We start from the raw sequence: 24,231 nt of genomic DNA on the forward strand, positions 1-24,231 counted from the left end.
TTTCATTTGGGGAACAAGTGATAGTGGGCCACATTATTTTGCGGCCCTGAGCTGTTAATCTTGAATATTTCTCTCTTTTAACTTTCTTGTGAGGGTATTACGGCCCCAGCCAATTTTGAGTGCGGCATCTTGCTTATGCCCATGACAAGCATTGAGTGCGGTTTTGATCAAACGCACTTCAAGCTGCGCTTGCACGGCAGGCCATATGTTTTCTTTACCTTGTTTGAGCTCTTGATTAAGCCATTGTTGGAAAGCATCCAGCCAATCTCCTTGAGACTCCTCGTTAGAGCTGCGTGTGGTAAGCTCCTCAGGTAAGTCATGAGCGCTGATCAAATCACCGGGTGCCATCACCGTCAACCAACGGCAGCTATTCTCTAGCTGGCGCACATTACCCGGCCAATGATAGAAGCGCATCATTTGAATGGCGTCATCACCCAAAATTTTGCTATCGGTTTGCAGTTCTTTTGCACTGCGGGCTAAAAAGTGCTGTGCCAGTTTAGGTATATCTTCAGTTCGTTCGCGCAATGCGGGGAGTTTCAAGCGCACCACATTTAAGCGGTGAAACAAATCTTCACGAAATTGCCCCTTTTTGACCAGTTGCTCGAGATCTTGGTGCGTAGCTGCGATAATACGCACATCAACTTTCACGCTTTGATGGCCACCGACTCGGTAGAATTCGCCATCAGCGAGTACGCGTAATAGGCGGGTTTGTACGTCAAGCGGCATATCGCCGATTTCATCTAAAAACAGGGTACCGCCATTGGCTTGTTCAAATCGCCCTCGACGAGTGCTATCAGCACCAGTAAAAGCGCCTTTTTCATGGCCAAACAATTCTGACTCAACCAAGTCTTTAGGAATGGCGGCCATATTGAGGGCGATAAATTCTTTGTCTTTTCGTGGGCTGTGGTTATGCAGTGCACCTGCAACCAACTCTTTGCCGGTACCAGACTCGCCATTGATCAACACACTCATGCTTGAAGCTGAAAGCTTTCCTATGGCACGAAATACTTCCTGCATGGCGGGGGCTTCACCAATAATATCTGGGTGTTTTTGCTCTTGAACTTGGCGTTTGGTTTTTCGGGCTTGTTGGCTGGCTTGATAAGCGCGCTCAACCAGCGCCGTTGCTTCATTCAAGTCAAACGGTTTGGCCAAATATTCAAATGCCCCTTTTTGAAAAGCATTCACTGCCGAATCGAGATCGGAGTGTGCAGTCATGATGATCACGGGTAGGTTTGGAAACAGCTCGGCAATTTCTTCAAGCAGTGCCATACCATCGATCCCTGGCATGCGTACGTCAGAAATAAGTACCGCAGGCTGGCTATAAGAAAGCGCAGTTAATACATCTTGACCATTAGCAAAGCTTTCGGTGCTAAAGCCTGCTCTAGAAAGCGCCTTGTCTAATACAAAGCGAATAGAGGCATCATCATCAACGAGCCAAACTGTCTTCATTACTTGCTCCCCGTGCCGCTGTTGTCAAACGGCAAGTAAATATTAAATTCTGTATGTCCGGGCCAGCTGTCGCAATCAATCAAACCACCGTGTTGCTCTACAATGGTTTGCGCGATGGAAAGGCCCAAACCTGAGCCGCCTTCTTTGTTGGTGATCATCGGGTAAAACAAAGTGTCTTTGAGTTCTTCGGCAATGCCTGGGCCATTATCCGCAATTTGGATCAGTAGCGCCTTTTTCATGAGCCGCTCACCACTGCGCATTCGATGTTTAATGCGCGTTTTAAGGGTGATAGAACCGCCATTGCCCAGTGCTTGTTGGGCATTTCTCACTATGTTCAACACCACTTGCTGTATCTTTGCTTGATCAATGACAATATCCGGTATGCTAGGGTCGTAGTCTTTCAAAAGTACGATGTCACTGCTGTTACCTAGCGTACTGAGCTTGATGACCGATTCGAGCGTTTGATGGATATTGCACGGGGCCTTTTTGGGTAATTGGTTTGGGCCTAATAACCTATCCACCAGCTCTGTTAATCGGTCTGCTTGTTCAATGATCAACTGCGCGCATTGATCGCGTTCTTGCTGACAACTCTCGTACTGCAATAATTGCGCCGCTCCGCGTATACCGCCTAGTGGATTTTTAATTTCATGTGCTAGCCCTCGGATCAAGGTTCTGGCTGCTTGATATTGGTGCATTTGATTGGACGCTTGATCAAAGCGTACTTCATCATCAATTCGTCTGCATTCAAGCAAAATATAAGGTTTGTGTTGGTGGTTAATTCGTCGTGCGTGCAGGCTTAAGGTTGCGGCCCGATTATCGATAAAAACCACGTCAACTCTATGCTGCTGGCAGTCTACTCCGTCATTCAGTACGTATTGATGCAGACGTTCAAAGTCGATTTGATGATGACTGAAAATATCATTGAGAGGCTGTCCAACGAGGCGTTTCAACCCTAGGCCGAACAACTCGCTACAGCTATTATTGGCATAATGAATGATGCATTGCGCATCTAATGCCAGTACGCAGGTAGAGAGGTTATGCCACAGAGTACCTAACATAGGTTGCGTATTTTGTTCCATCTTGGATCACCTTAGGGAATCTTTGCACCAATATGGTGCATAATATCATGCGTGTATTTTGCATGCTACGGGTTTACTTGACTGGTGCGGTGCAAATAAAAAGTACTGGGTTCACTACTGGCAATTCTTGTGCCGTGTTCGTTAAATAGATGTATGATCAGTTTATGCTCTCCACGTTCAACATTACGTAGGGCAAATTGTGCACTGGTTTGCTTTTCGCTGGCTGCTTTGCCATCGAGGAAGAGTTGTACCTTTAGGCCGCGAGAAAATACAGGGCTGACATGTCCAGTGACATAGACTGAGCCGGTGTTTTCTCGAATGGTTTGTTGATGACCTGGTGAGGCGATTTTTAGTTCATAGCTGATTTGTTTGGTCTGTTGTTTTGGCTTAAGCACCGTAGTGTCTACCGCAGGCATGGTAACCGGTTGGTTTAAGTCTACCTTTTCAGAGCCTTTACGCGGCATATCTGAGTAAACCCAATTACCTTGTTCATCTTTCCAGCGGTATACTTGAGGCTCGGCCAGTAGAGCGCAACAAGTTAGCAGCAAACAACCTATCATTAATCGCTGCACCATCAGCAAATCTTCCTATTTCTTATTGTTCAGTAAATACTAATTTAGTACGAAGCGGCACGATTTACCACTAAAAAAGCCCGCTAAAGCGGGCTTGAGAACACATATGATTTAAGTTGCGCGATTAAACGCTATAGTACATTTCAAACTCAACAGGGTGAGTTGTCATGTTCAGTTTTTCCACTTCTTTTGACTTAAGTTTGATGTAAGCATCGATTAAGTCATCAGTGAATACGCCACCTTGAGTTAAGAACTCACGGTCAGCGTCAAGACATGCCAATGCTTCGTCTAGTGATGACGCAACCGTTGGGATCTCAGCTGCTTCTTCAGCAGGTAGATCGTATAAGTCTTTGTCCATTGCATCGCCAGGGTGGATCTTGTTTTTGATACCGTCAAGGCCTGCCATTAGCATTGCTGAGAATGCAAGGTATGGGTTTGCTGTTGGATCAGGGAAACGTACTTCGATACGACGTGCTTTCTCTGAAGGTACAACAGGAATACGGATTGAAGCTGAACGGTTACGTGCAGAGTATGCAAGCATAACAGGTGCTTCGAAGCCAGGTACTAGACGCTTGTATGAGTTAGTCGATGCGTTAGCGAATGCATTGATTGCTTTAGCGTGCTTGATGATACCACCGATGTAGTAAAGCGCTTCTTCAGAAAGACCGCCGTACTTGTCGCCAGCAAAGATATTTTTGCCATCTTTAGCAAGTGACTGGTGACAGTGCATACCAGAACCGTTATCACCAACGATTGGCTTAGGCATGAATGTTGCCGTTTTACCGTAAAGGTGTGCCATGTTGTGGATAACGTATTTCATTTCTTGAATTTCGTCCGCTTTCAATACCATCGTATTAAAGCGAGTTGCAATTTCGTTTTGGCCAGCCGTTGCTACTTCATGGTGATGTGCTTCAACTACCTGACCTAGCTCTTCAAGTACTAAGCAAGTTGCTGAGCGCCAGTCTTGTGATGAGTCTACAGGTGCTACTGGGAAGTAACCCCCTTTTACACCAGGACGGTGGCCTGTGTTGCCGCCTTCGTAATCACGATCTGAGTTCCAAGATGCTTCTTGTGCGTCAATTTTGTACATAGAGCCTGACATGTCAGTTTTGTACTTAACATCGTCAAATAGGAAGAACTCAGGCTCTGGACCAAACAGAACGGTATCAGCAATACCCGTTGAACGCATGTACTCTTCAGCGCGTTTTGCAACAGAACGAGGGTCACGCTCGTAGCCTTGGTGTGTATTTGGTTCTACAACGTCACAACGAACGATAAGCGTGGTTTCTTCTGCAAATGGGTCAAGCTTAGCTGACGCTGCGTCTGGCATTAATACCATGTCAGACTCGTTAATGCCTTTCCAACCAGCGATTGAAGAGCCATCAAACATTTTACCGTCTTCGAAGAAGTCTTCATCGGCTTGATGATGAGGAATAGATACGTGCTGCTCTTTACCTTTAGTATCTGTAAAACGTAAATCTACAAATTTAACGTCGTTTTCTTTGATAAAATCTAAAACCGATTGTGACATGTGTCCTCCGACTCGTTGGGTTTTTTATGCTTGCTGCATTAACTTAATGCGATTGCGATTCTTGTAAGCGTAATACGTGCCAAAATTTTAACTTAATGATAAATATGAGTTTTATCTAGTTAGTGGCATTTGCAACTTACTGCTATGCACCAAAATGATCCACGATTGCACGTTGTTGGTGCGAAAATTGTAGTTCATTTTCGAAAGCACTGAGTGAAAAGTGAGCAACTTTCTTTGTTTTCCTCACTGACCCATGTTGCTCATAATTAGGTTGTCATTGCCTTTACATATTTCTGAATTATTCTTGTTATTTAACATTGCACTATAAAGAGTCCCGTAAGCTGACTGAACAGGTTTTCAGTGGGTAAAATGACGGCGAAAAAGAGCGAAATTGTTTAATGAAGCTAAAAAATAATGCTGCATAAACTTTCATCTATCGCGTTATTAGGGGATAATACGCCACTTTATAAATCCTAGCGGTCAATTTATAGGCTGTTTTGCACAATTAGGTGTATAGGATTAACCCACTCTTTCGAGTAATTATCTGAGTTATAAACATGAGCATTGAAAAATTACGTAATATCGCGATTATCGCCCACGTAGACCACGGTAAAACAACCCTAGTTGATAAGTTGCTTGAGCAATCAGGTACACTAGAGACGCGCGGCGGTAATGAAGAGCGTGTAATGGATTCAAACGATATCGAAAAAGAGCGCGGTATCACCATCCTAGCTAAAAACACCGCGATTGAGTGGAACGACTACCACATTAACATCGTAGACACTCCGGGACACGCCGACTTCGGTGGTGAAGTAGAACGTGTTCTTTCAATGGTTGACTCTGTATTACTATTGGTTGATGCACAAGAAGGTCCGATGCCACAAACGCGTTTCGTAACGCAAAAGGCATTCGCGTTAGGCCTTAAGCCTATCGTTGTTATCAACAAAATTGATAAACCAGGTGCACGCCCTGATTGGGTTATGGACCAAGTATTTGACCTTTTCGACAACCTAGGCGCAACAGATGACCAGCTAGATTTCCAAGTTATCTACGCATCTGCTATCAACGGTTGGGCGACATTAGATTTAGACGAGCCTTCTGACAACATGCAACCTATGTTTGAAGCGATTGTTGAGCAAGTAGCTCAGCCAGATGCGGATCCAGAAGGTGCATTCCAAATGCAAATTTCTCAGCTTGATTATAACTCTTACATCGGTGTTATCGGTGTTGGTCGTATCAAGCGTGGTACTGTAAAAGTTAACCAACAGGTTACTGTTGTGGGTGCTGATGGCAGCAAGCGTAATGGTAAAGTAGGTCAGGTACTGACTTATTTAGGCCTTGATCGCCATGAAGCACAAGAAGCGCAAGCGGGTGATATCATCGCAATTACAGGTTTAGGTGAGCTGAAAATTTCAGACACAATCTGTGATGTGAACACAATTGAAGCATTACCTGCATTGTCTGTAGATGAGCCTACAGTAACCATGACTTTCTCAGTAAATACTTCTCCGTTTGCAGGTCAAGAAGGTAAATTTGTTACTTCACGTAACATTCTTGAGCGTTTACAAAACGAACTAGTGCATAACGTAGCATTGCGCGTTGAAGAAACGGATAACCCTGATAGCTTCCGTGTATCAGGTCGTGGTGAATTACATTTAGGTATCTTGATTGAAAACATGCGTCGTGAAGGCTATGAGCTTGCGGTATCACGTCCAGAGGTAATTCTACGTCACGTAGACGGCCAACTAGAAGAACCGTTTGAGACCGTAACGGTTGACGTACAAGAAGAACACCAAGGTTCTATCATGGAGCAATTGGGTCTTCGTAAAGCTGAAATGACAGACATGGCACCAGATGGTAAAGGTCGTGTGCGTTTAGACTTTATTATGCCAAGCCGTGGTTTAATCGGTTTCCAAACAGACTTCATGACGTTAACTTCAGGTTCTGGTTTGATGTACCACACGTTCGATCACTACGGTCCACATAAAGGCGGTAACATCGGTAAACGTAAGAATGGTGTATTGATCGCGAACGCAACTGGTAAGGCACTAACGAACGCACTATTTAACTTACAAGAGCGTGGTAAGTTATTCATCGGTCACGGTGTTGAAGTGTACGAAGGTATGATCATCGGTATTCATAGCCGTGACAACGACCTAACTGTTAACGCATTGAAAGGTAAGCAGTTAACAAACGTACGTGCTTCTGGTACTGATGAAGCGCAAACACTTGTACCACCAATTAAGATGTCGCTTGAGCAAGCGCTTGAGTTTATCGATGATGACGAACTAGTAGAAGTAACACCTGAGAATATCCGTATTCGTAAGAAGTTACTAACTGAAAGCGAGCGTAAACGCGCTAGCCGTCAAGCAAAAGACTAAGCTCTAATTTGCATATAAAAAACGCCGCTGTCATAGCGGCGTTTTTGTTTGCTCGCAAAGAAAAATCAAAACAAACCGTAGCTTTCGGTTTCTTCAGGTTCGTAACCTTGTAAGTGCTCAGGTCTAAAAATCGCACTCGGGTCAATGAGTACACTGTGGGTATCACCCTGCTTAATGAGCCCTTGCATCATTTTTTTGGTTTGAGGATCAACTTCAAAGCCGATATTGGTAATTTCGCTGAGTGATTTAATCTCACTTTCGTCACAGTGGATATTATCCTCAACTTGATCGACCAATAAACCAATGTGTGGCTTCTGACCATCCTGAGTGGTAAACACAATAATGGGTTTGTGATCGAGGCTAATTTGTTCACGCGCAGATTCAAATAGGCGAATAAGTTTTGCGTAAGTGGTTGCGCGCTCTTTTTCTAACAAAGAAATCGCTTGTTGCTGCTTATCTTGATCGCATAGCGACAGCAGCTGATCGGCTAAGGCATGCAACTTGTTATGAGGTTCCTCAAAGCGACTGAGAATGGCTTTAAGATCTTCATTTTCTGTTTTAAAACTGTAAAACCATTGCCCGAAGGCACACTGTCTGGGATCTCTGGCTTTATCGAAGTCATGGCCTTTTAATACACTTTTTTCAAGTGCCTGAAGCCAATGCTTGTGATCATCTTCTCTGGCTTTGAGTAACTCGACTAATGCATTATTGATTTCGTAGGACGATTGCTTGTTTAAAATGATCCCCAAATCGAAAATAGGCGTGGGTGTGCCCATATAATCTTTTACGCCTAAGAAGCTGGGGTTATCGTTTGGTAAAGAGGTTAAGTTACCTTCATAGCGTTCAGTGAGCAAAATATCCAATATTTTCAATGAAATTGTTTTATGTCCAACCCGAAAGTTAATGAGATCCATGTTTTCCCTCAACAAGCGTATTTCGATTGTTTAAGGATAGATCATTATGAGGAATATGAACGGTATACGGGCAATTTCTTTTGCTGTTGTGATAATTCAAAGAGCGCTTTTAGTTCGCTGTCTTGCATGAGTACTGCGGGTAGTGAGCGCATGATACATTGATTGCTGTAGCCTGTTTTACAGAGCATTGCTGCGCGGCTAAACACTAAGGCATTCAGATAGCCTTCGAATAACACATGATCAATGACGAGCTTGGGATTTTGTTTTACTTGTGTTCGAAATTCATTACACAATGCCGTGTTGCAAATATTTGGATCTGGCATCACTTCAGTCACCATCACATTTTTACCAGCTGTAATTCGTTGAAATAGGGCTTGGCTGGAAACAAAAGAAACGGTTGTAAAATCTAGGGGGGATTTGGCCTGCTCGGCCAGTTGGATAAATTTAGCCAAAGGTTCGTAGGTGCCAACCATGATCACTGCGCTCGCATTAGTGGCTTGTATTTGCTCCAATGCTTTATCGACATCTGTGGTATTGCGTCTAAATCGCGCGATGGTGGTGGGTTTTAGCTTTGATTGCAGTAAACTTTGGGTGATGCTTTTTTCTAACGTGATACCAAACTCATCGGCTTGGATTAATAGTGCAATATGCTGATGTTGTTTTTCATTCACTAAAAAACGCACCTGTTCCATCGCTTCATCTTTATAGCTTGCTCTGAGGTTAAATACTTGAAAAGTGGGGGCACCATGCAAAAAGTCAGCACCGGTGAAAGGCATTAGCAATGGTATTTGACTGTACTCAAGTAAAGGTTTGATGGCTGATGTTGTTGGCGTGCCCATGTAGCTAAAAAGTGCGTCTACTTGGTGTACGTCAACCAGCTGTTTGGTATTGATAACCGTGCGGTTAGGCTCATAACCATCGTCTAAAACTAGTAACTCAATTTGTTGTCCAGCTATCCCACCTTGCTTATTTAGCGTGTCAAAATAAAGCTGCGCGCCATCACGCAGTTGTTTGCCAATCCCTTGAGCTGGGCCACTCAGCGCGATAGACATGCCGAGTTTGATATTGTTCGTCGCGCACAAACCCGAGCCACTCAATAGCAACGCGAGTGCAAAACATAAAAACTTATGGAAGGGATTGGGTAGCGGCATGTAACTCCAGTACTAACGTCTTAAAAGCATGCACTCGTTGTTTTTTTGACTCCAATGTGAGTCCATTCAAACACCATGCTTTACTATTATTTTGTAATAATAGTCCAATCGCTAAGTGTTGTGAAACATCTGATAAACTTAATAATAATTTCGGATTAAATGTCAAAATATGCCACAGAGTACTGCTATCTTGTTCAAGGTGAGATAACTTTTTAACCATATAATTCAAATGATTAATCCAGTGCGATGAAATTTCTTGACTAGGGAAAGTGCTCAGTAGCTTTAATACCAAAGAACTAGGTAAAAGCTGGTAGTGGCTGAGTAGCTGATAATAAAAGTTTTTTTGGAAATGATGTTGTAGGCGATGTAGCACCGGTGCACTTTGCTTACGGGTACTTTTGAGCACCATCGCAGCATATTCGCCACTGGCTTTGTCTTGCTTGAAGCCTAACTTAACGACATGAAAATGGTTTTTCTGCCAGAAATTGACGAGTTTCGCATTCGCGCCAAAGCTGCTGCCGATGAAGTCGACTTCATGGTGTAGTTGCTGCTCTGAGAAAGTGAGTAGTTGGCTACCCAGTGTTTGCTCATGTAAAGATGGGGCGATAACAATTCGTACGACGCGGGCAAATCGACTATTTAAAAAGTCAGTTTGTCCTTGGATGGCAAAGAGTTGCTGTGGCAACAAGTGTCCTTGTGGTCGGCGTGTTCCTGCGGCGATATCGTCATGTAACTCGTACGGAAGTTGGCCTTCGATATTAATCAAACATAAGCCTAACAAGGTGTCTTGGTCGCTGACAGCAAACAGGCGTTGGGATGGACTATCGAGCAACTGGCGTAAATCGCTTACCGTGGTTTGATAGTGCGCAAGCACAAGGAGTGCGAAAACTTGCTGTAGCAAGTGTTCGTCCTGTGCGAGTGTACTCGTCTTCAGCTCGGCAAAAGACGGCGCGCTGATATTACTGATTTCTTGGTAGCGACAATCAAGCGCAAATAAGGAGTTGACCAGCTTTTCTAGTGGATCATTAGCTTGGTAGCGAATTGGTTGGCTTAGCTGTAATGAAATGAATTTAGGGTAATGCTCTTCTAGAAAGCGTTTAAACCGTAACGTGTAACCTCGTCCATTGCCTTCATAACCAATCATGGTGCTGGAAAAGATGCAAGGCAGTCCTCGTTGGGTGATTTTGATTAATATAGGAACAGGCATTGCTGCCGCCTCATCAACCAAGATAACCTCATTTTCTAAGTGTTCTTTGAGCAGTTCATCTGGCGGTAAGTAGCGTATATTCGCTAACTGTTTCTCATGGCCTTGATAAGGTATCCCCATAGCCTCCGCCAAATGCTTGAAAGTGTTTTTGACCGCTTGATATTGTATTGCACAGATCACGAACGAGCGGTCTTTCATCGTGGCAGCAAGCAAACCTAAGGCCGATGATTTACCCCGTCCACGGTCGGCAGTGAGCAAAGCTGGTGCGGCTTTTTTTTGCTGCAAGTGTGTCGATAATTGTGATACGACGTGTGTTTGCTCATCGAAATGCCCACGTGGTAAAGGTGGTGTTGTGTCTAGTTGCAGATACAAGCCATGTCGCTGCGACAAGGTAGATAAACGGCTCTGTGTAAGTAGTGTCTGCCAGCGTTTGAGAAAAGGGCTTTGTGTTACTTCAAAACCAAAAGAACAGCAGTTCTGAATACTGGGATCTAACCAAGTATCTAAGTCTTCAAGTTCGGGTAAGATAAGCACCAGAACACCACCGGCTTTGATGGTACCACTTAATGCGGCCAGTTTGTTAGGCTCAATGCCTGCATAACCATCGTAGGCGGCAATATCAAATTCTTGCCCTAGGATCTGGTGCAAATGCTCAGGCCAAATAGCCTGGTTGGCATCTGGATGTTTAGACAATATCAGCGCATTGCTATCAAGGTTAAAGAGTCTTGAGAGTTGCTCGATGGCCCAATGGTGTTCCCCACATAATAAGAATAACTGGCGGTGTTGCTCACGCGCCAGTTTTGAAAATAGGGGTTTTAATTTAGAGGCTTTGTAAACGGGCATAGGCTGTGACTAACCATTTGCTGCCAACATCGTCAAAACTAACTTGAATGCGTGATTGTGCACCACTGCCTTCATAGTTGAGCACGGTGCCCGCACCGAATTTAGCGTGCAGTACTCTTTGGCCGAGGGTGTAGCCACTGTCATCAAATGCCGCATGAGTCACCGCAGCGCCAAAGCGGCCACTGTTCACAGGACGTGATACTTGGGTCTTGATACGTATTTCTTCTACACACTCTTCTGGTAATTCACGTAAGAAACGAGAGGGGCTATGATGTTTTTCTTGGCCGTATAATCGGCGACTTTCAGCATGGCTAATATAGAGTTTATCCATGGCGCGGGTCATGCCCACATAGCACAGACGACGTTCCTCTTCGAGACGACCAGATTCTTCGTGGCTTTGTTGTGATGGGAACATGCCTTCTTCGACACCCACCATAAAGACGAGTGGGAACTCCAAACCTTTTGCCGAGTGCAAAGTCATCATTTGGACGGCGTCTTCGTGTTCATCAGCTTGACCTTCACCCGATTCTAATGACGTGTAGGCTAAGAAGCCCTGCAATGGTGAACTGAAATCTTCATCAATGGGTGGCTCATATTGGCCGCAAGCACTGATCAATTCTTCTAAGTTTTCAACCCGAGCACGGCCTTTTTCGCCTTTTTCCGCTTGATACATGGCCATCAGTCCAGATTGCTCTATGGTGGTTTTGGCTTGCTCGGATAACTCTAGTTCGGTGATTTTGTCATCTAACTGTTCAACTAACTCAATAAAGCGCGATACTGCGGTTGCCGCTCTGCCGGCTAAATGTTTTTGCTCGATAACGGCTTTTGCTGCGTGCCATAAAGGCATCGATTCATTACGAGCACAGTCGCGAATGTGACTCAAAGTTTTATCGCCAATGCCACGAGCAGGTGTGTTGATCACGCGTTCAAATGCCGCGTCATCTTGGCGGTTGCTGATCAAGCGTAAATAAGCCAAAGCATCTTTGATCTCTTGGCGCTCGAAGAAGCGCATACCGCCATAAATGCGATATTTGAGACCTTCTTGTAACATAGCTTCCTCGAGCACACGAGATTGCGCGTTGTTACGGTACAAAATAGCGCAATCTTGCAATGCATTGCCGCCATTGAGCCAAGTGCGAATTTTACTCACCACAAATCGGGCTTCATCTAACTCGTTAAAAGCCGCGTAGATAGAAATGGGTTCACCTTGGTTACCATCGGTCCACAAGCTTTTACCCATGCGTTCGGCGTTGTTTTGGATCAACGCGTTTGACGCTTTGAGAATGGTCGCGGTGGAGCGGTAATTTTGTTCTAGGCGAATCGTCTCGGCTGAAAAGTCGTCCAAGAAGCGTTTGATATTTTCGACTTTTGCGCCACGCCAGCCATAGATACTTTGGTCATCATCACCCACGATCATCATGGTATTTTCTTGACCCGCCAACAGCTTCAGCCATTGATACTGAATACTGTTGGTATCTTGAAATTCGTCCACCAACATGTGTCTAAAACGCTGTTGGTAGTGGCGTAATAATGTCGGTTGCTGTTGCAGTAACTCAAAGCAGCGCAACAGTATTTCAGCAAAGTCAACCAATCCAGCGCGGTCACAGGCATCTTGGTAGGCAGTGTAAACTCGTAGCAAGAGTTGTTCATTGACATCATACGCTTGAATATCTTTAGGTCGCTGGCCTTCGTCTTTACGGGCGCTGATATACCAAGCAATATGTTTCGGCGGCCATTTCTTTTCGTCGATATTCATCGCTTTGAGTAAACGGCGGATCATGCGAACCTGATCATCACTGTCGAGAATTTGAAATGCTTCTGGTAAATTCGCTTCACGATGATGGGCACGCAAAATACGGTGAGATAAGCCGTGGAAAGTACCGATCCACATGCCACCAACAGGAGAGCGAAGAGTCTCTTCAACACGTGTTCGCATTTCTTTAGCGGCTTTATTGGTAAAGGTTACCGCAAAGATACTGTAAGGAGAGGCATGTTCTACCTGCATTAACCAAGCGATGCGATGTACTAATACGCGGGTTTTACCCGACCCTGCGCCCGCTAGCACCAACATATTTTGCAATGGGGCTGCTACCGCCTCACGCTGTTTGTCGTTTAAGCCATCGATTAATTCAGAAACGTCCATTACCACGCCTATTTCAGTAAAATGAACGCAAAGTATACCCGCGTTAGGGGGGCGTTGCCCAGTTATGCTTGCTAAAAAGCCCTGATGAGAAAGTTATCATCTTGATTTAAATGAAGAAAAGAAAAACTAAAAACTGTATAAATACACAGTCATTCTTTTTCTAACACTTGTTTAAGACGATTTTGTACTTCTTCTACCAATAGATCTGGTTGGAACTTGGACAAAAACGCGTTACAACCTACTTTTTCTACCATTGCATGGTTGAAGCTGCCACTTAAAGAAGTGTTTAAGATCACATACAAATCTTTTAAGCGACTATCATTGCGAATTTCATAAGTGAGTCGGTAACCATCCATTGAGGGCATTTCTGCATCGGTGATCACGGCCAGTAGCTCTTTGTTCACATCGATGCCCTCATCAGCCCAATGCTTGAGCACATTCAGTGCTTCTTGGCCATCGGTTGCAGGAATAATTTCAATGCCTAACTGGGCGAGCGTATCTGCAACTTGGCGGCGAGCGGTGGGAGAATCATCGGCATGAAGAATTTTCCGGCCGTTAAACTCATCCATGATACTTTTATCCAGCACATCTTCTGATATCTCAATGTCATAAGAGACAATTTCTGCCAACACTTTTTCCACATCAATGATCTCAACGATGTGCTCTACGCCATCTCGCTGGATTTTGGTGAGTGCGGTTAAATAGTGATTTTTACCCACTGAGCTTGGGGTTGGCATAATATCTTGCCATGTTGTATTGACGATTTGGTCAACTTTACCCACCAAAAATGCTTGTACAGAACGGTTATACTCCGTGATCACGAGATTGCAATCGGCGTCACGCTCGCACTCAGGCATACAAATTGCGCGGCGTAAATCAATCACAGGGATAGATTCACCACGAATAGTAGTTACGCCACAGACTTTTGGATGGGCATTTGGCATGTTGTTAAGATGTGGTAGCTTAACCACTTCTTTGACTTTAAATACATTGAGCGCAAAAAAATGGCGGCTATGAAGGTGAAACAGTAAAAGCTCTAATCGGTTTTCACCAACTAGTTGTGTTCTTTGATCTACCGAAGCCAATACGCCTGCCATACTGCTACCTCTATCTCCTCATGTCCGTATTCCAGTATACTGAAGTTGAAATAAAATACGAGCTTTGCGCTAAGCAGATAACAGCTTAGAAGGTTTGCTTGCTGTTTGCTGTGGCGCGGTAGGGTAAACGCAGTATTCCTTATCAGATACAAGTGTGCTTAGATCACGCAAGGTGAAGCGAATATACAACTTTGAGCATAGGGTTATGCCGATAATTTTTAAACGTTTTTTTGTGCTGCTCAGAGCACATGTTGATAAAGCCAGTTGGCAATTGCTGGTGAGCGTAACGTCACTCCACATGATAATGGTGTGGATTGGGCTCTACATGGCGCAAGAGCAAGCTTTGATTGAGCCAAGCACTTATATTTATTACTACATAGTGACCACATCGACAGTTGGATATGGTGATTTTAGTGCAACTTCACAACTTGGCCGTTGGGTGGTTGCGCTACTGCAAATCCCCTTTGGATTGGCTTTATTTGGCGTTTTGCTAGGTAAGGCAGGGCAACAAATGACATTTTGGATAAAAAGAGCAATGACGGGCGACAAAGATTTCTACCATTTACGAAACCATATTATTATTTTTGGCTGGCATGCGACACGCACTAAAAAAATGATCGACTACATTTTGGCTGATGCTAAACGCCAGGATAGGCGTATTGTTTTAGCGGTGGTTGATGCCATTGAACATCCATTACTGAGCTACTCAGAAGTGGACTTTGCAAGGTTGAGCAGCTTCACCGACGATGATGAGCTTGCACGCATTGCTACAAATCATGCGGACAAAATAATCATTGATGGTCAAGATGACAATCAAACCTTTACCACTGCGCTGAAATTGAGCCCTTTGGTTAAACGAAACGCCCATATTAGTGCGCATTTTGTCGATGAAAGCAAAGTGAGCTTGTTGCGCGCGCATTGCCAAAATGTAGAATGCTCATCTAGTAAATCGGCAGAAATATTGGTGCGTGCCATGCAAGATCCGGGTTCGAGTCGCGTGCAAGAAGAGCTGCTTTCAACCTTACATGGTGATACACAATTTAGCTTACAGCTACCCTCTGGCACGAAAACTTGCCAATTTGGCGCATTATTTCATTATTTTAAAGAAAAGCATGATGCAATTTTGCTGGGTGTGGCCCATGATTTAAGTGCACAGAATATGGATTTGAATCCTCCTTTGGATTATCCAGTGAATGCAGGGGATATTTTGCATTACATTGCGCCTGTTCGTGTGCTTCCTGACGAAGTGGCTTGGCAAGTTTTATCATGACAGAACTGATAGTTTTAATTTTGGCTTTAGGTGCGTATTTGCTACCCATTGGGATTATTTTGAGTAGCAAGCGCACTTGGGGCCACGAAAAAAATGGCTGGTTAATTGGCACCCTGATTTTTTCTTGGATTGCTCTACTTTTGTATTACTCCATAGTGCCAAAAGAAGGCATGTATTCTGAGCCTGGAAAGAAAAGTAAGTATCGAGATTATGACTAATGATTAGCCAAGTGCGTCCATTCTTGCTTTATGACAGGCATCACCGACAAGCGGTTCGCTTTTTTCAATGCCAGTTCAGTAATGGCTGGATCTGCTTTTATTGTGGCTAGGCTGACAGGCCGTAAATGCTTTACATATTTCACTGTTACACCAAACCATCTAGGTTTATCTAAACTGGCTTTGGCGTCAAAATAATCGCTTTTTGCGTCAAATTGATTCGGGTCGGGCTGGGCTGCAGCGATTACTTCGCCAATACCAACGATCGCTGGCACTTTGCAGCTAGAGTGGTAAATAAACACCTGATCGCCCACTTGCGCTTCACATAAGAAGTTACGCGCTTGGTAATTTCTAACCCCTTCCCAAAAGGTGCCTTGCTCACCGAGTGCTTTCAAATCATCTATTGAAAAAGTATCGGGTTCTGTTTTAAACAGCCAGTAAGCCATGTTTTGCCTCATGTTTGTATTGGAGTATAAGCTTATTGTCGACGATATTAACTTGATACTCAATGCGTTAGTGATGGTGAATCATTGATAGCCCTATTATACTATGATTATTGATATTAACTGATGAATGAAGAGGTCTCGATGAGTCAAGTACTAACCGATCTATTATCATTATTGAAGTTGGAAGAAATAGAACAGGGGATATATCGAGGACAAAGTCAGGACCTAGGTTTCCCGCAAGTTTTTGGTGGACAGGTTATGGGGCAGGCGTTATCTGCAGCTAAATACACTTTACCTGAAGGGCGTTACGTCAATTCCTTGCACTCTTACTTTTTACGTCCTGGGGATGCCAAAAAACCCATAGTGTACGATGTTGAAGTGATCCGTGATGGGCGCAGTTTTAGTACCCGTCGAGTACGCGCTATACAGTACGGTAAGCCCATTTTTTATATGACTGCTTCATTCCAAGGTGATGAACCTGGTGTCTCACATCAAAGCCCTATGCCGAATGTACCGGGCCCTGAAGAGCTAAAATCTTCCATTGAATTTTACCGTGAAAACAAAGCCTTGATCCCAGAAAAGCTGCGTAATAAGTTTACCTGCGATATGCCATTGGAAACACGTCCCGTAGAATTTCAGAACCCGTTTCAGCCAGAAGTGACCGAGCCCCAACGTCACGTTTGGTTTAAGGCCAATGGGCCTTTGCCGGATGACAGACGTATTCACAACTACTTATTGGCTTATGCGTCAGACTTTGAGTTTTTACCAACCGCATTACAGCCACATGGTCTGTCATTTTTGCACCCAAGCATGCAAGTAGCCACTATTGATCATGCAATGTGGTTCCACCGTCCATTTAGAATGGATGAATGGATTTTATACAGTGTGGATAGCCCAAGTGCATCAAATGGGCGAGGCTTAGTTCGAGGGCAATTTTTCAATCGCCAAGGTGAGCTAGTTGCTTCAACCATTCAAGAAGGTGTTATGCGTCAGCGAGGCGAATAAATAACGGCCGTCAATTGGCGGCCGTTTTGTTTTTATCAAAATTAAATTGTATCGTGAATGGACTGCCAAATGCTGGCAGGGAGCAGCTCATTTAAATAGTGCTGTAGCGTTTCTAATTGAGCTTCTGAGCGAATGCACTGTTGTTCTGATACTTTAATGAAGCCTTGTTCTTTTAAACTTGTAATAAAAGCGACAAGCACTTTTTTATCAAAAAACTCGGGGCTTTTTATGCCATGTAAGGTGCCGAGACGTTTTGCAATTACATCACTCTCGGTTTCTAAATTTTGGCGTGAGATACCACCATTGTTTTGGATTAAGCTGACAGTGATAGCATAACGCTCCAGCGTAAGATGCGACACTTTACCTAGCATCTCAAGTTGCGCTAAGGCGTTATTGTCTTTGATTGTTTTTGCATTTTGCCCATCAAACTCTATGAGCCCTTGTTCTGCAAAACAGGCCAAGACCTCTTTTATATAATCCTCACGCAGAGGTGTTAAAAACCATTCTTTGGCAAACAAAGGATAGAGGGTATCAAACATTTGCTGGCATTCGTCTAAAGTAACACTAAAGCGATTGAAGAGTTGTTGCGCAATGATGCTTGGTACGGCAAACAGGTGCACGATGTTGTTACGGTAGTAGTTAAATAGTGTACGCTCTTTTTCTTTGATTGCGATGATTTCGCCCAGCTCATCCTCAAGCACGTCTAACTTGTTCAACTTTAAAGCGTGGTCTAGTAATTGTGCTGCATTGTCATCCGGCACAGTGACTTGTGCGTTATATTTTGCGCTACGCTGTAATGCCAGATAAAAATCTAGTTGTGCTAATAATTTACGACGACTGAGCGCAAATTGGCTGTTGCTGAGTAAGATGGTGGCTAGCAAGTTAATGGCATTGAGTGCGGCGGCACTATTAATGTTAACCATTATGTCATCCGCTAATTCAGCCACCTGAGTATTCAACCATTGTGGTTTTTGAATGTCTGTAGGGTGAATGGCGTCACGCCAATTGCTTTGGTGTTCATTAAGATACTGATTGACGTTAATTGGTTCGCCGAAGTTCAAGTATCCTCGACCGTAGTTTTTGAGATTTTTGATGGCTTTAAACACCGCAAAAATAGACTCATTCTTCTTATTATTACCCGCCAACTCTTTAAGATAAGTATTGATCTCCATAACATGCTCATAGCCAATGTAAACAGGCACGATAGAGATCGGGCGATCAATGCCGCGTAGCATCGATTGTATGGTCATCGCCAGCATACCGGTTTTTGGCGGCAGTAAACGACCCGTGCGACTACGGCCACCCTCCGTGTAGAATTTCACCGAGTAACCTTTGATAAACAGTTGGCTTAAGTATTCTTTGAACACCGCAGAATAGAGTTTGTTGCCTGCAAAAGAGCGACGAATAAAGAAGGCCCCTGAACGGCGGAAAATACCGCCAGCGGGGAAAAAGTTAAGGTTTACGCCCGCAGCAATATGCGGTGGTACCAAGCCTTGGTGATAGATCACATAGGTGAGTAATAGATAATCCATGTGGCTGCGATGACATGGCACATAAATAATTTCATGGCCTTTGTCAGCCAGTTGATGAACTCGGTCTGCGTAATTGACTTCGATACCGTTATACAGTTTGTTCCATAGCCAAGTGAGTACACGATCGGCGACTCGCACCATGGCATCGGAGTAGTTTGCCGCAATTTCATCCAACAATTCTTGCGCATTCACGCGGGCTTCTTCATAACTTAAGCCTTTGCTCTTTGCTTCGTCTGCAATGGCCTTCTTTATTGCGGGCGCAGCTAAAAGCGAATTAAACAATTGCTCACGAGAGGGTAATTTGGGTCCTGTTGCGGCCAACTTTTGGCGGCGGAAGTGTACGCGAGCAACACGAACAAGTTTTTGCGGCAGTTCATCGACATCCGACTTGTCACTCATAAGTTGCTTTAGGTCAATGGGCTGGCTGAAGCGAACAAGGTTGTCTCGGCCTGAGAAAAGTAAAACAAACGACTTTCTCAGCCAGCTAGGTGTGAGTGAATGCGAAAATAATGTGCCAATGCCCGGTTTCTCTTTGCCAGGCGCTCGTCCCCAAAGAATGGTGACGGGGACAATTTGCGCTTCAGTGTGTGGTTCAGCTCGCAGTGAACTGAAAATATCTTTACCTATCTCGAGTGCGTTACTCGGTTTGGCAACTTTGCCAAATAACGGTGTTGGTTTTTGCAAAGCGATAAATCGGTCAATCTGTTTACCCGCAATCAATTGTGACTGAGTAGGACGTGGCAAGCCTAGCTTTTTGCAAATCGCATCGAGTGCTGCCAAATCGGAGCGTGACTGTAGTGGTGTCACGTAAAAGGTAGGCAAGTTAGGGTTAAGGCCAAACTGTTCTATGGGATTTTCAGGTAATAGCTTGGTTTTAACTAGTAAAAAGTTTGCCCACTGTGAAAAGAGATTCAAGGTCTTAGATAACATGCCGTCGGCACCACCACTTAAAAAATTTATAATAGGATACCAAGCTTTAACTGGACTGACCATTGATAAGCGTTGGCTCGTAAGCGAGTATGAAGTAGCAAGCAATTGAGCGGTGAAAAAGCTCGCTTAAAATAACTTAGCATTTGTTGTTGCATTTATCACCAATATCATTATAATGTGCGGACTTTCTTGCTGCTAGTCAGTTTGAAAGCAGTATATATAGGGCTTGGATTTCAAGCCAATGAAACAGGAACTCCGATTTGGAGTTCAATGGTAGAAATAAGGAAGCAACCAGCGAGTTTATTTTAGATTCGTACTGGTGGTTTTTTTATGCTCTTTTTAAATGCTCTTTTAATTGAGGTTTAAGAATGTCAAATCAACGCATTCGTATTCGCCTAAAAGCTTTTGACCACCGTTTGATTGACCAATCAACGGCGGAAATCGTGGAAACTGCGAAACGCACTGGTGCTCAGGTACGTGGTCCAATCCCACTTCCAACGCGCTTTGAACGTTTTACTGTATTGATCTCTCCGCACGTAAACAAAGATGCGCGTGATCAGTATGAAATCCGCACCCACAAACGTCTGATCGACATCGTAGAACCAACAGACAAGACTGTAGACGCTCTAATGCGCCTAGACCTTGCTGCTGGTGTTGATGTTCAAATCAGCCTGGGTTAATCGGAAGATTAGAGAGGTTTTAGGAAAATGGCATTAGGTCTAGTCGGTCGTAAAGTGGGTATGACACGTATCTTCACTGAAGATGGTGTATCTATCCCTGTGACAGTTATCGAAGCGACGCCTAACCGTGTTACTCAGATCAAATCTGACGCAACAGACGGTTATGAAGCGCTTCAAGTTACTGCAGGCGAGAAAAAAGCAAGCCGTGTAAACAAAGCAGCAGCGGGTCACTTCGCTAAAGCTGGTGTTGAAGCGGGTCGTGGCCTGTGGGAATTCCGCCTAAATGGTGGTGAAGGCGATTTTGAAGTAGGTGCTGAACTTACTGTTGAACTATTCAACGACGTAAGCAAAGTAGACGTAACTGGTACTTCAAAAGGTAAAGGTTTCCAAGGTGGTGTTAAGCGCTGGAACTTCAGCATGCAAGACGCTACACACGGTAACTCTTTGTCTCACCGTGCTCCTGGTTCAATCGGTCAAAACCAATCACCTGGTAAGGTGTTTAAAGGTAAGAAAATGGCTGGTCAAATGGGTAATGTGCAAACAACTACTCAGAACCTTGAACTAGTACGTGTTGACGCTGAGCGTAACCTGCTTTTAGTTAAAGGTGCAGTACCTGGCGCTATCGGCGGTGACGTTATCGTTAAACCAGCTGTTAAAGCATAAGTCCTGGAGATTTAGTGATGGAATTAGCAATTAAAGGCGCTGGTGCGCTTGAAGTTTCCGAAGCTACTTTTGGACGTGAGTTTAACGAAGCATTAGTACACCAAGTAGTTGTTGCATACGCAGCAGGTGCTCGTCAAGGTACTCGTGCTCAAAAGACACGTTCTGAAGTGCGTGGTGGTGGTAAGAAACCATTCAGCCAAAAAGGTACTGGCCGTGCACGTGCTGGTACAATCCGCAGCCCAATCTGGCGCAGCGGTGGTGTGAGCTTTGCAGCTAAGCCGCAAGATCACAGCCAAAAAGTTAACCGTAAGATGTATCGCGGTGCGATTAAGAGCATCTTGTCTGAGCTTGTTCGTCAAGAGCGTTTAGTAGTTGTTGAAAACTTCGGTTTAGAAGCACCTAAAACTAAAGAGCTAGTAGCTAAGCTTAAAGAGCTTGAGCTTAAAGACGTGCTTATCGTGACTGAAGAAGTAGATGAGAATCTATTCCTTTCTGCACGTAACCTTTATAAGGTTGACACTCGTGATGTAGCTGGCATTGACCCAGTAAGCCTAATCGCTTTCGATAAGGTACTTATTACTGCAGGTGCTGTTAAGCAACTTGAGGAGGCGCTAGCATGATCCGTGAAGAACGTCTTTTAAAAGTAATTCTTGCTCCACACATCTCTGAAAAAAGCACTATTTCTGCTGAAGAGAACAACACGATTGTTTTCAAAGTAGCAAAAGATTCAACTAAAGCTGAAGTTAAAGCAGCTGTTGAGAAGCTTTTTGAAGTAGAAGTAACTGGTGTTCGTACTTTGAATGTTAAGGGTAAAACAAAGCGTACTGGCATGCGTTTCGGTCGTCGTAGCGACTGGAAAAAAGCCTACGTTACTCTTAAAGAAGGTAGCGAGCTAGACTTTGTCGGCGGCGCCGAGTAATAAGGGGAGTTAGAATTATGGCACTTCAAAAGTGTAAACCAACTTCTGCGGGTCGTCGTCACGTCGTTAAAGTGGTTAACCCTGATCTACACAAGGGTAAGCCTTACGCTCCGCTACTAGAGAAAAACTCTAAATCAGGTGGTCGTAACAACAACGGTCGTATCACGGTTCGTCACATCGGTGGTGGTCATAAGCAACACTACCGTGTAATTGACTTTAAACGTACTAAAGATGGCATTCCTGCTACTGTTGAGCGTTTAGAGTACGATCCAAACCGTAGCGCAAACATCGCTCTTGTATTATATGCAGACGGTGAGCGTCGTTACATTATTGCACCTAAAGGCCTTAAAGCTGGCGATCAAATCCAGTCTGGTGTTGATGCACCAATCAAAGCTGGTAACACATTGCCAATGCGTAACATGCCTGTAGGTTCGACTGTACACAACGTAGAATTAAAGCCAGGTAAAGGTGCTCAAATCGCACGTTCTGCTGGTGCATACGTTCAAATCCTAGCACGTGAAGGTCAATATGTTACTCTACGTCTTCGTTCAGGCGAAGTTCGTAAAGTTGAATCTGACTGTCGCGCTACCTTAGGTGAAGTTGGCAATGCTGAGCATATGCTTCGTTCACTAGGTAAAGCTGGTGCTAACCGCTGGCGTGGTATTCGTCCGACAGTTCGTGGTGTTGCCATGAACCCGGTTGATCACCCACACGGTGGTGGTGAAGGTCGTACTTCTGGTGGTCGTCACCCTGTGTCTCCATGGGGCAAGCCTACCAAAGGTGCTAAAACACGTAAGAACAAGCGTACTGATAAATTAATCGTACGTCGTCGTACTAAGTAATAGTTGAGGAATTGCCATGCCACGTTCTCTCAAGAAGGGTCCATTCATTGACCTACACTTGCTGAAGAAGGTAGAGAAGGCGTTGGAAAGCGGTGACAAGAAGCCTATCAAGACTTGGAGCCGTCGTTCAATGATCATCCCTAACATGATCGGATTGACCATCGCTGTCCATAATGGTCGTCAGCACGTACCTGTATTCGTTACAGACGAAATGATCGGTCACAAACTAGGTGAATTTGCACCTACACGTACTTACCGCGGTCACGCTGCGGATAAGAAAGCTAAGAAACGTTAATCGGAGGGTATGATGGAAGCATTAGCTAAACACAAATTCGCCTCTGGTTCGGCGCAAAAAGCACGTCTAGTAGCTGATCAGATCCGCGGACTACCGGTAGATCGCGCTCTAGAAATCCTGGCGTACAGCCCTAAAAAAGCGGCTGTATTAGTTAAAAAAGTACTTGAGTCTGCTATTGCGAACGCAGAGCACAACGAAGGTGCTGACATTGATGAGCTACGTGTAGCTACGATCTTTGTGGACGATGGTCCTACAATGAAACGTATCATGCCACGTGCTAAAGGACGCGCTGACCGCATCCTTAAGCGTACAAGCCACATCACTGTTGTGGTTTCGGATAGCTAGGAGATATAAGTAATGGGACAAAAAGTTCATCCTACTGGTATTCGCCTAGGTATCTCTAAACCTTGGGTTTCTACCTGGTACGCGAATACAAAAGATTTCTCTGAACAGCTTTTTGGCGATCACAAAGTGCGTCAATACCTTACTAAGGAATTGAAAGCAGCTTCTGTGTCTAAAATCGTTATCGAGCGTCCAGCTAAATCAATCCGTGTAACAATTCACACAGCTCGTCCTGGTGTTGTTATCGGTAAAAAAGGCGAAGACGTAGAAAAGCTTCGTCAAGCTGTAACTAAGATTGCGGGTGTACCTGCTCAGATCAACATTTCTGAAGTACGTAAACCAGAGCTAGATGCACAATTAGTTGCAGATGGCATCGCATCTCAGCTTGAGCGTCGTGTTATGTTCCGTCGCGCTATGAAGCGTTCGGTACAAAATGCAATGCGCATTGGTGCTAAAGGTATCAAAGTTGAAGTAAGCGGCCGTCTAGGCGGTGCTGAAATCGCACGTTCTGAGTGGTACCGTGAAGGTCGTGTACCTCTACACACTCTACGTGCTGATATCGACTATGCAACTTCTGAAGCGTTAACCACTTACGGTATCATCGGTGTTAAAGTTTGGATCTTCAAAGGCGAAGTAATTGGTGGTTTACCACTAGTTCAAGAGCAAGAGAAGCCAGCTAAACGTGCTCCGAAGAAAGCCAAAAAAAGTGCTAAGTAAGAGGTAGC

Annotated in this window: 23 protein-coding genes; 12 read left to right on the forward strand and 11 right to left on the reverse strand. The window is 44.4% G+C overall.

The window, feature by feature from the left end:
• Window positions 1-54 precede the first annotated feature (54 nt).
• The 4 genes from ntrC to glnA form a co-directional block, all read right to left on the reverse strand.
• Window positions 55-1,449, reverse strand: coding sequence for a nitrogen regulation protein NR(I) (gene ntrC, locus AC5FX4_RS03870; protein ID WP_493605188.1), 1,395 nt, complete (start codon window positions 1,447-1,449; stop codon window positions 55-57).
• The gene (glnL, locus tag AC5FX4_RS03875; RefSeq protein WP_493605189.1) at window positions 1,449-2,528 is read right to left on the reverse strand and encodes a nitrogen regulation protein NR(II); all 1,080 of its coding nucleotides are present in this window, start codon (window positions 2,526-2,528) and stop codon (window positions 1,449-1,451) included. Before glnL ends, ntrC begins: the two co-directional genes overlap by 1 nt.
• 65 nt (window positions 2,529-2,593) lie before the next feature.
• Window positions 2,594-3,103 (reverse strand): DUF4124 domain-containing protein, encoded by a 510-nt coding sequence (locus tag AC5FX4_RS03880; RefSeq protein WP_493605190.1) that lies wholly within the window; start codon window positions 3,101-3,103, stop codon window positions 2,594-2,596.
• A gap of 121 nt (window positions 3,104-3,224) precedes the next feature.
• On the reverse strand, window positions 3,225-4,631 hold the full coding sequence (glnA, locus tag AC5FX4_RS03885) for a glutamate--ammonia ligase (protein ID WP_493605191.1): 1,407 nt from the start codon (window positions 4,629-4,631) through the stop codon (window positions 3,225-3,227).
• Between the two features lie 557 nt (window positions 4,632-5,188).
• On the opposite strand from glnA, the gene typA reads away from it, so the two are divergent.
• The gene (gene typA, locus AC5FX4_RS03890) at window positions 5,189-7,012 is read left to right on the forward strand and encodes a translational GTPase TypA (RefSeq protein ID WP_493605192.1); all 1,824 of its coding nucleotides are present in this window, start codon (window positions 5,189-5,191) and stop codon (window positions 7,010-7,012) included.
• Between the two features lie 65 nt (window positions 7,013-7,077).
• Here typA and AC5FX4_RS03895 read toward each other — a convergent pair whose 3' ends face one another.
• The 5 genes from AC5FX4_RS03895 to AC5FX4_RS03915 form a co-directional block, all read right to left on the reverse strand.
• Complete coding sequence (locus tag AC5FX4_RS03895; protein ID WP_493605193.1) at window positions 7,078-7,926, reverse strand: CZB domain-containing protein; 849 nt, start codon at window positions 7,924-7,926, stop codon at window positions 7,078-7,080.
• Between the two features lie 44 nt (window positions 7,927-7,970).
• Window positions 7,971-9,077, reverse strand: coding sequence for an ABC transporter substrate-binding protein (locus AC5FX4_RS03900; protein ID WP_493605194.1), 1,107 nt, complete (start codon window positions 9,075-9,077; stop codon window positions 7,971-7,973).
• Entirely contained in the window at window positions 9,052-11,127 is a 2,076-nt protein-coding gene (locus AC5FX4_RS03905) for a tRNA(Met) cytidine acetyltransferase TmcA domain-containing protein (RefSeq protein ID WP_493605195.1), read from the reverse strand. Before AC5FX4_RS03905 ends, AC5FX4_RS03900 begins: the two co-directional genes overlap by 26 nt.
• Window positions 11,105-13,270 (reverse strand): DNA helicase II, encoded by a 2,166-nt coding sequence (gene uvrD / locus AC5FX4_RS03910; RefSeq protein WP_493605196.1) that lies wholly within the window; start codon window positions 13,268-13,270, stop codon window positions 11,105-11,107. The genes AC5FX4_RS03905 and uvrD overlap by 23 nt, the downstream gene beginning before the upstream one ends.
• Before the next feature lie 149 nt (window positions 13,271-13,419).
• Complete coding sequence (locus tag AC5FX4_RS03915) at window positions 13,420-14,367, reverse strand: chemotaxis protein CheV (protein ID WP_493605197.1); 948 nt, start codon at window positions 14,365-14,367, stop codon at window positions 13,420-13,422.
• A 205-nt stretch (window positions 14,368-14,572) separates the two neighbouring features.
• Between AC5FX4_RS03915 and AC5FX4_RS03920 the strand changes: the two genes are divergently transcribed.
• Together AC5FX4_RS03920 and AC5FX4_RS03925 are read left to right on the forward strand one after the other, a co-directional pair.
• Complete coding sequence (locus AC5FX4_RS03920; RefSeq protein WP_493605198.1) at window positions 14,573-15,637, forward strand: potassium channel family protein; 1,065 nt, start codon at window positions 14,573-14,575, stop codon at window positions 15,635-15,637.
• Complete coding sequence (locus tag AC5FX4_RS03925) at window positions 15,634-15,855, forward strand: hypothetical protein (protein WP_493605199.1); 222 nt, start codon at window positions 15,634-15,636, stop codon at window positions 15,853-15,855. Before AC5FX4_RS03920 ends, AC5FX4_RS03925 begins: the two co-directional genes overlap by 4 nt.
• Here the strand turns inward: AC5FX4_RS03925 and AC5FX4_RS03930 are convergent.
• A complete protein-coding gene (locus AC5FX4_RS03930) occupies window positions 15,852-16,298 on the reverse strand; it encodes an EVE domain-containing protein (RefSeq protein ID WP_493605200.1) in 447 nt (148 codons plus the stop codon). The genes AC5FX4_RS03925 and AC5FX4_RS03930 overlap by 4 nt on opposite strands.
• A 141-nt stretch (window positions 16,299-16,439) precedes the next feature.
• Here AC5FX4_RS03930 and tesB point away from each other — a divergent pair, with 141 nt between their 5' ends.
• Window positions 16,440-17,303, forward strand: a complete 864-nt coding sequence (tesB, locus tag AC5FX4_RS03935; RefSeq protein ID WP_493605201.1) for an acyl-CoA thioesterase II — start codon at window positions 16,440-16,442, stop codon at window positions 17,301-17,303.
• A 41-nt stretch (window positions 17,304-17,344) separates the two neighbouring features.
• On the opposite strand, the gene plsB is transcribed toward tesB, so the two are convergent.
• A complete protein-coding gene (plsB, locus tag AC5FX4_RS03940; RefSeq protein WP_493607768.1) occupies window positions 17,345-19,765 on the reverse strand; it encodes a glycerol-3-phosphate 1-O-acyltransferase PlsB in 2,421 nt (806 codons plus the stop codon).
• A gap of 368 nt (window positions 19,766-20,133) precedes the next feature.
• On the opposite strand from plsB, the gene rpsJ reads away from it, so the two are divergent.
• Genes rpsJ through rpsC form a run of 8 tightly spaced genes read left to right on the forward strand, consistent with a single transcriptional unit; the run spans window position 20,134 to window position 24,223 of the window.
• Window positions 20,134-20,445 carry a 30S ribosomal protein S10 gene (rpsJ, locus tag AC5FX4_RS03945; RefSeq protein WP_005495349.1) on the forward strand — a complete coding sequence of 104 codons (312 nt, stop codon included), beginning with the start codon at window positions 20,134-20,136 and terminating at the stop codon, window positions 20,443-20,445.
• A gap of 27 nt (window positions 20,446-20,472) precedes the next feature.
• The gene (gene rplC, locus AC5FX4_RS03950; protein WP_070986414.1) at window positions 20,473-21,108 is read left to right on the forward strand and encodes a 50S ribosomal protein L3; all 636 of its coding nucleotides are present in this window, start codon (window positions 20,473-20,475) and stop codon (window positions 21,106-21,108) included.
• Window positions 21,109-21,125: 17 nt separating this feature from the next.
• Window positions 21,126-21,728: a 50S ribosomal protein L4 gene (rplD, locus tag AC5FX4_RS03955; protein WP_070986413.1), complete on the forward strand. Its 603-nt coding sequence runs from the start codon at window positions 21,126-21,128 to the stop codon at window positions 21,726-21,728.
• Complete coding sequence (gene rplW, locus AC5FX4_RS03960) at window positions 21,725-22,027, forward strand: 50S ribosomal protein L23 (protein WP_493605202.1); 303 nt, start codon at window positions 21,725-21,727, stop codon at window positions 22,025-22,027. Before rplD ends, rplW begins: the two co-directional genes overlap by 4 nt.
• Before the next feature lie 17 nt (window positions 22,028-22,044).
• Window positions 22,045-22,869: a 50S ribosomal protein L2 gene (gene rplB / locus AC5FX4_RS03965; protein WP_070986411.1), complete on the forward strand. Its 825-nt coding sequence runs from the start codon at window positions 22,045-22,047 to the stop codon at window positions 22,867-22,869.
• A gap of 16 nt (window positions 22,870-22,885) precedes the next feature.
• Window positions 22,886-23,164 carry a 30S ribosomal protein S19 gene (gene rpsS / locus AC5FX4_RS03970; RefSeq protein WP_010367084.1) on the forward strand — a complete coding sequence of 93 codons (279 nt, stop codon included), beginning with the start codon at window positions 22,886-22,888 and terminating at the stop codon, window positions 23,162-23,164.
• Between the two features lie 12 nt (window positions 23,165-23,176).
• Entirely contained in the window at window positions 23,177-23,509 is a 333-nt protein-coding gene (rplV, locus tag AC5FX4_RS03975) for a 50S ribosomal protein L22 (RefSeq protein ID WP_058031283.1), read from the forward strand.
• A gap of 12 nt (window positions 23,510-23,521) precedes the next feature.
• Window positions 23,522-24,223, forward strand: a complete 702-nt coding sequence (gene rpsC / locus AC5FX4_RS03980; RefSeq protein ID WP_476290830.1) for a 30S ribosomal protein S3 — start codon at window positions 23,522-23,524, stop codon at window positions 24,221-24,223.
• The last annotated feature ends 8 nt before the right edge of the window (window positions 24,224-24,231 follow it).

The organism is Pseudoalteromonas sp. ATL1 (genome assembly GCF_058933015.1).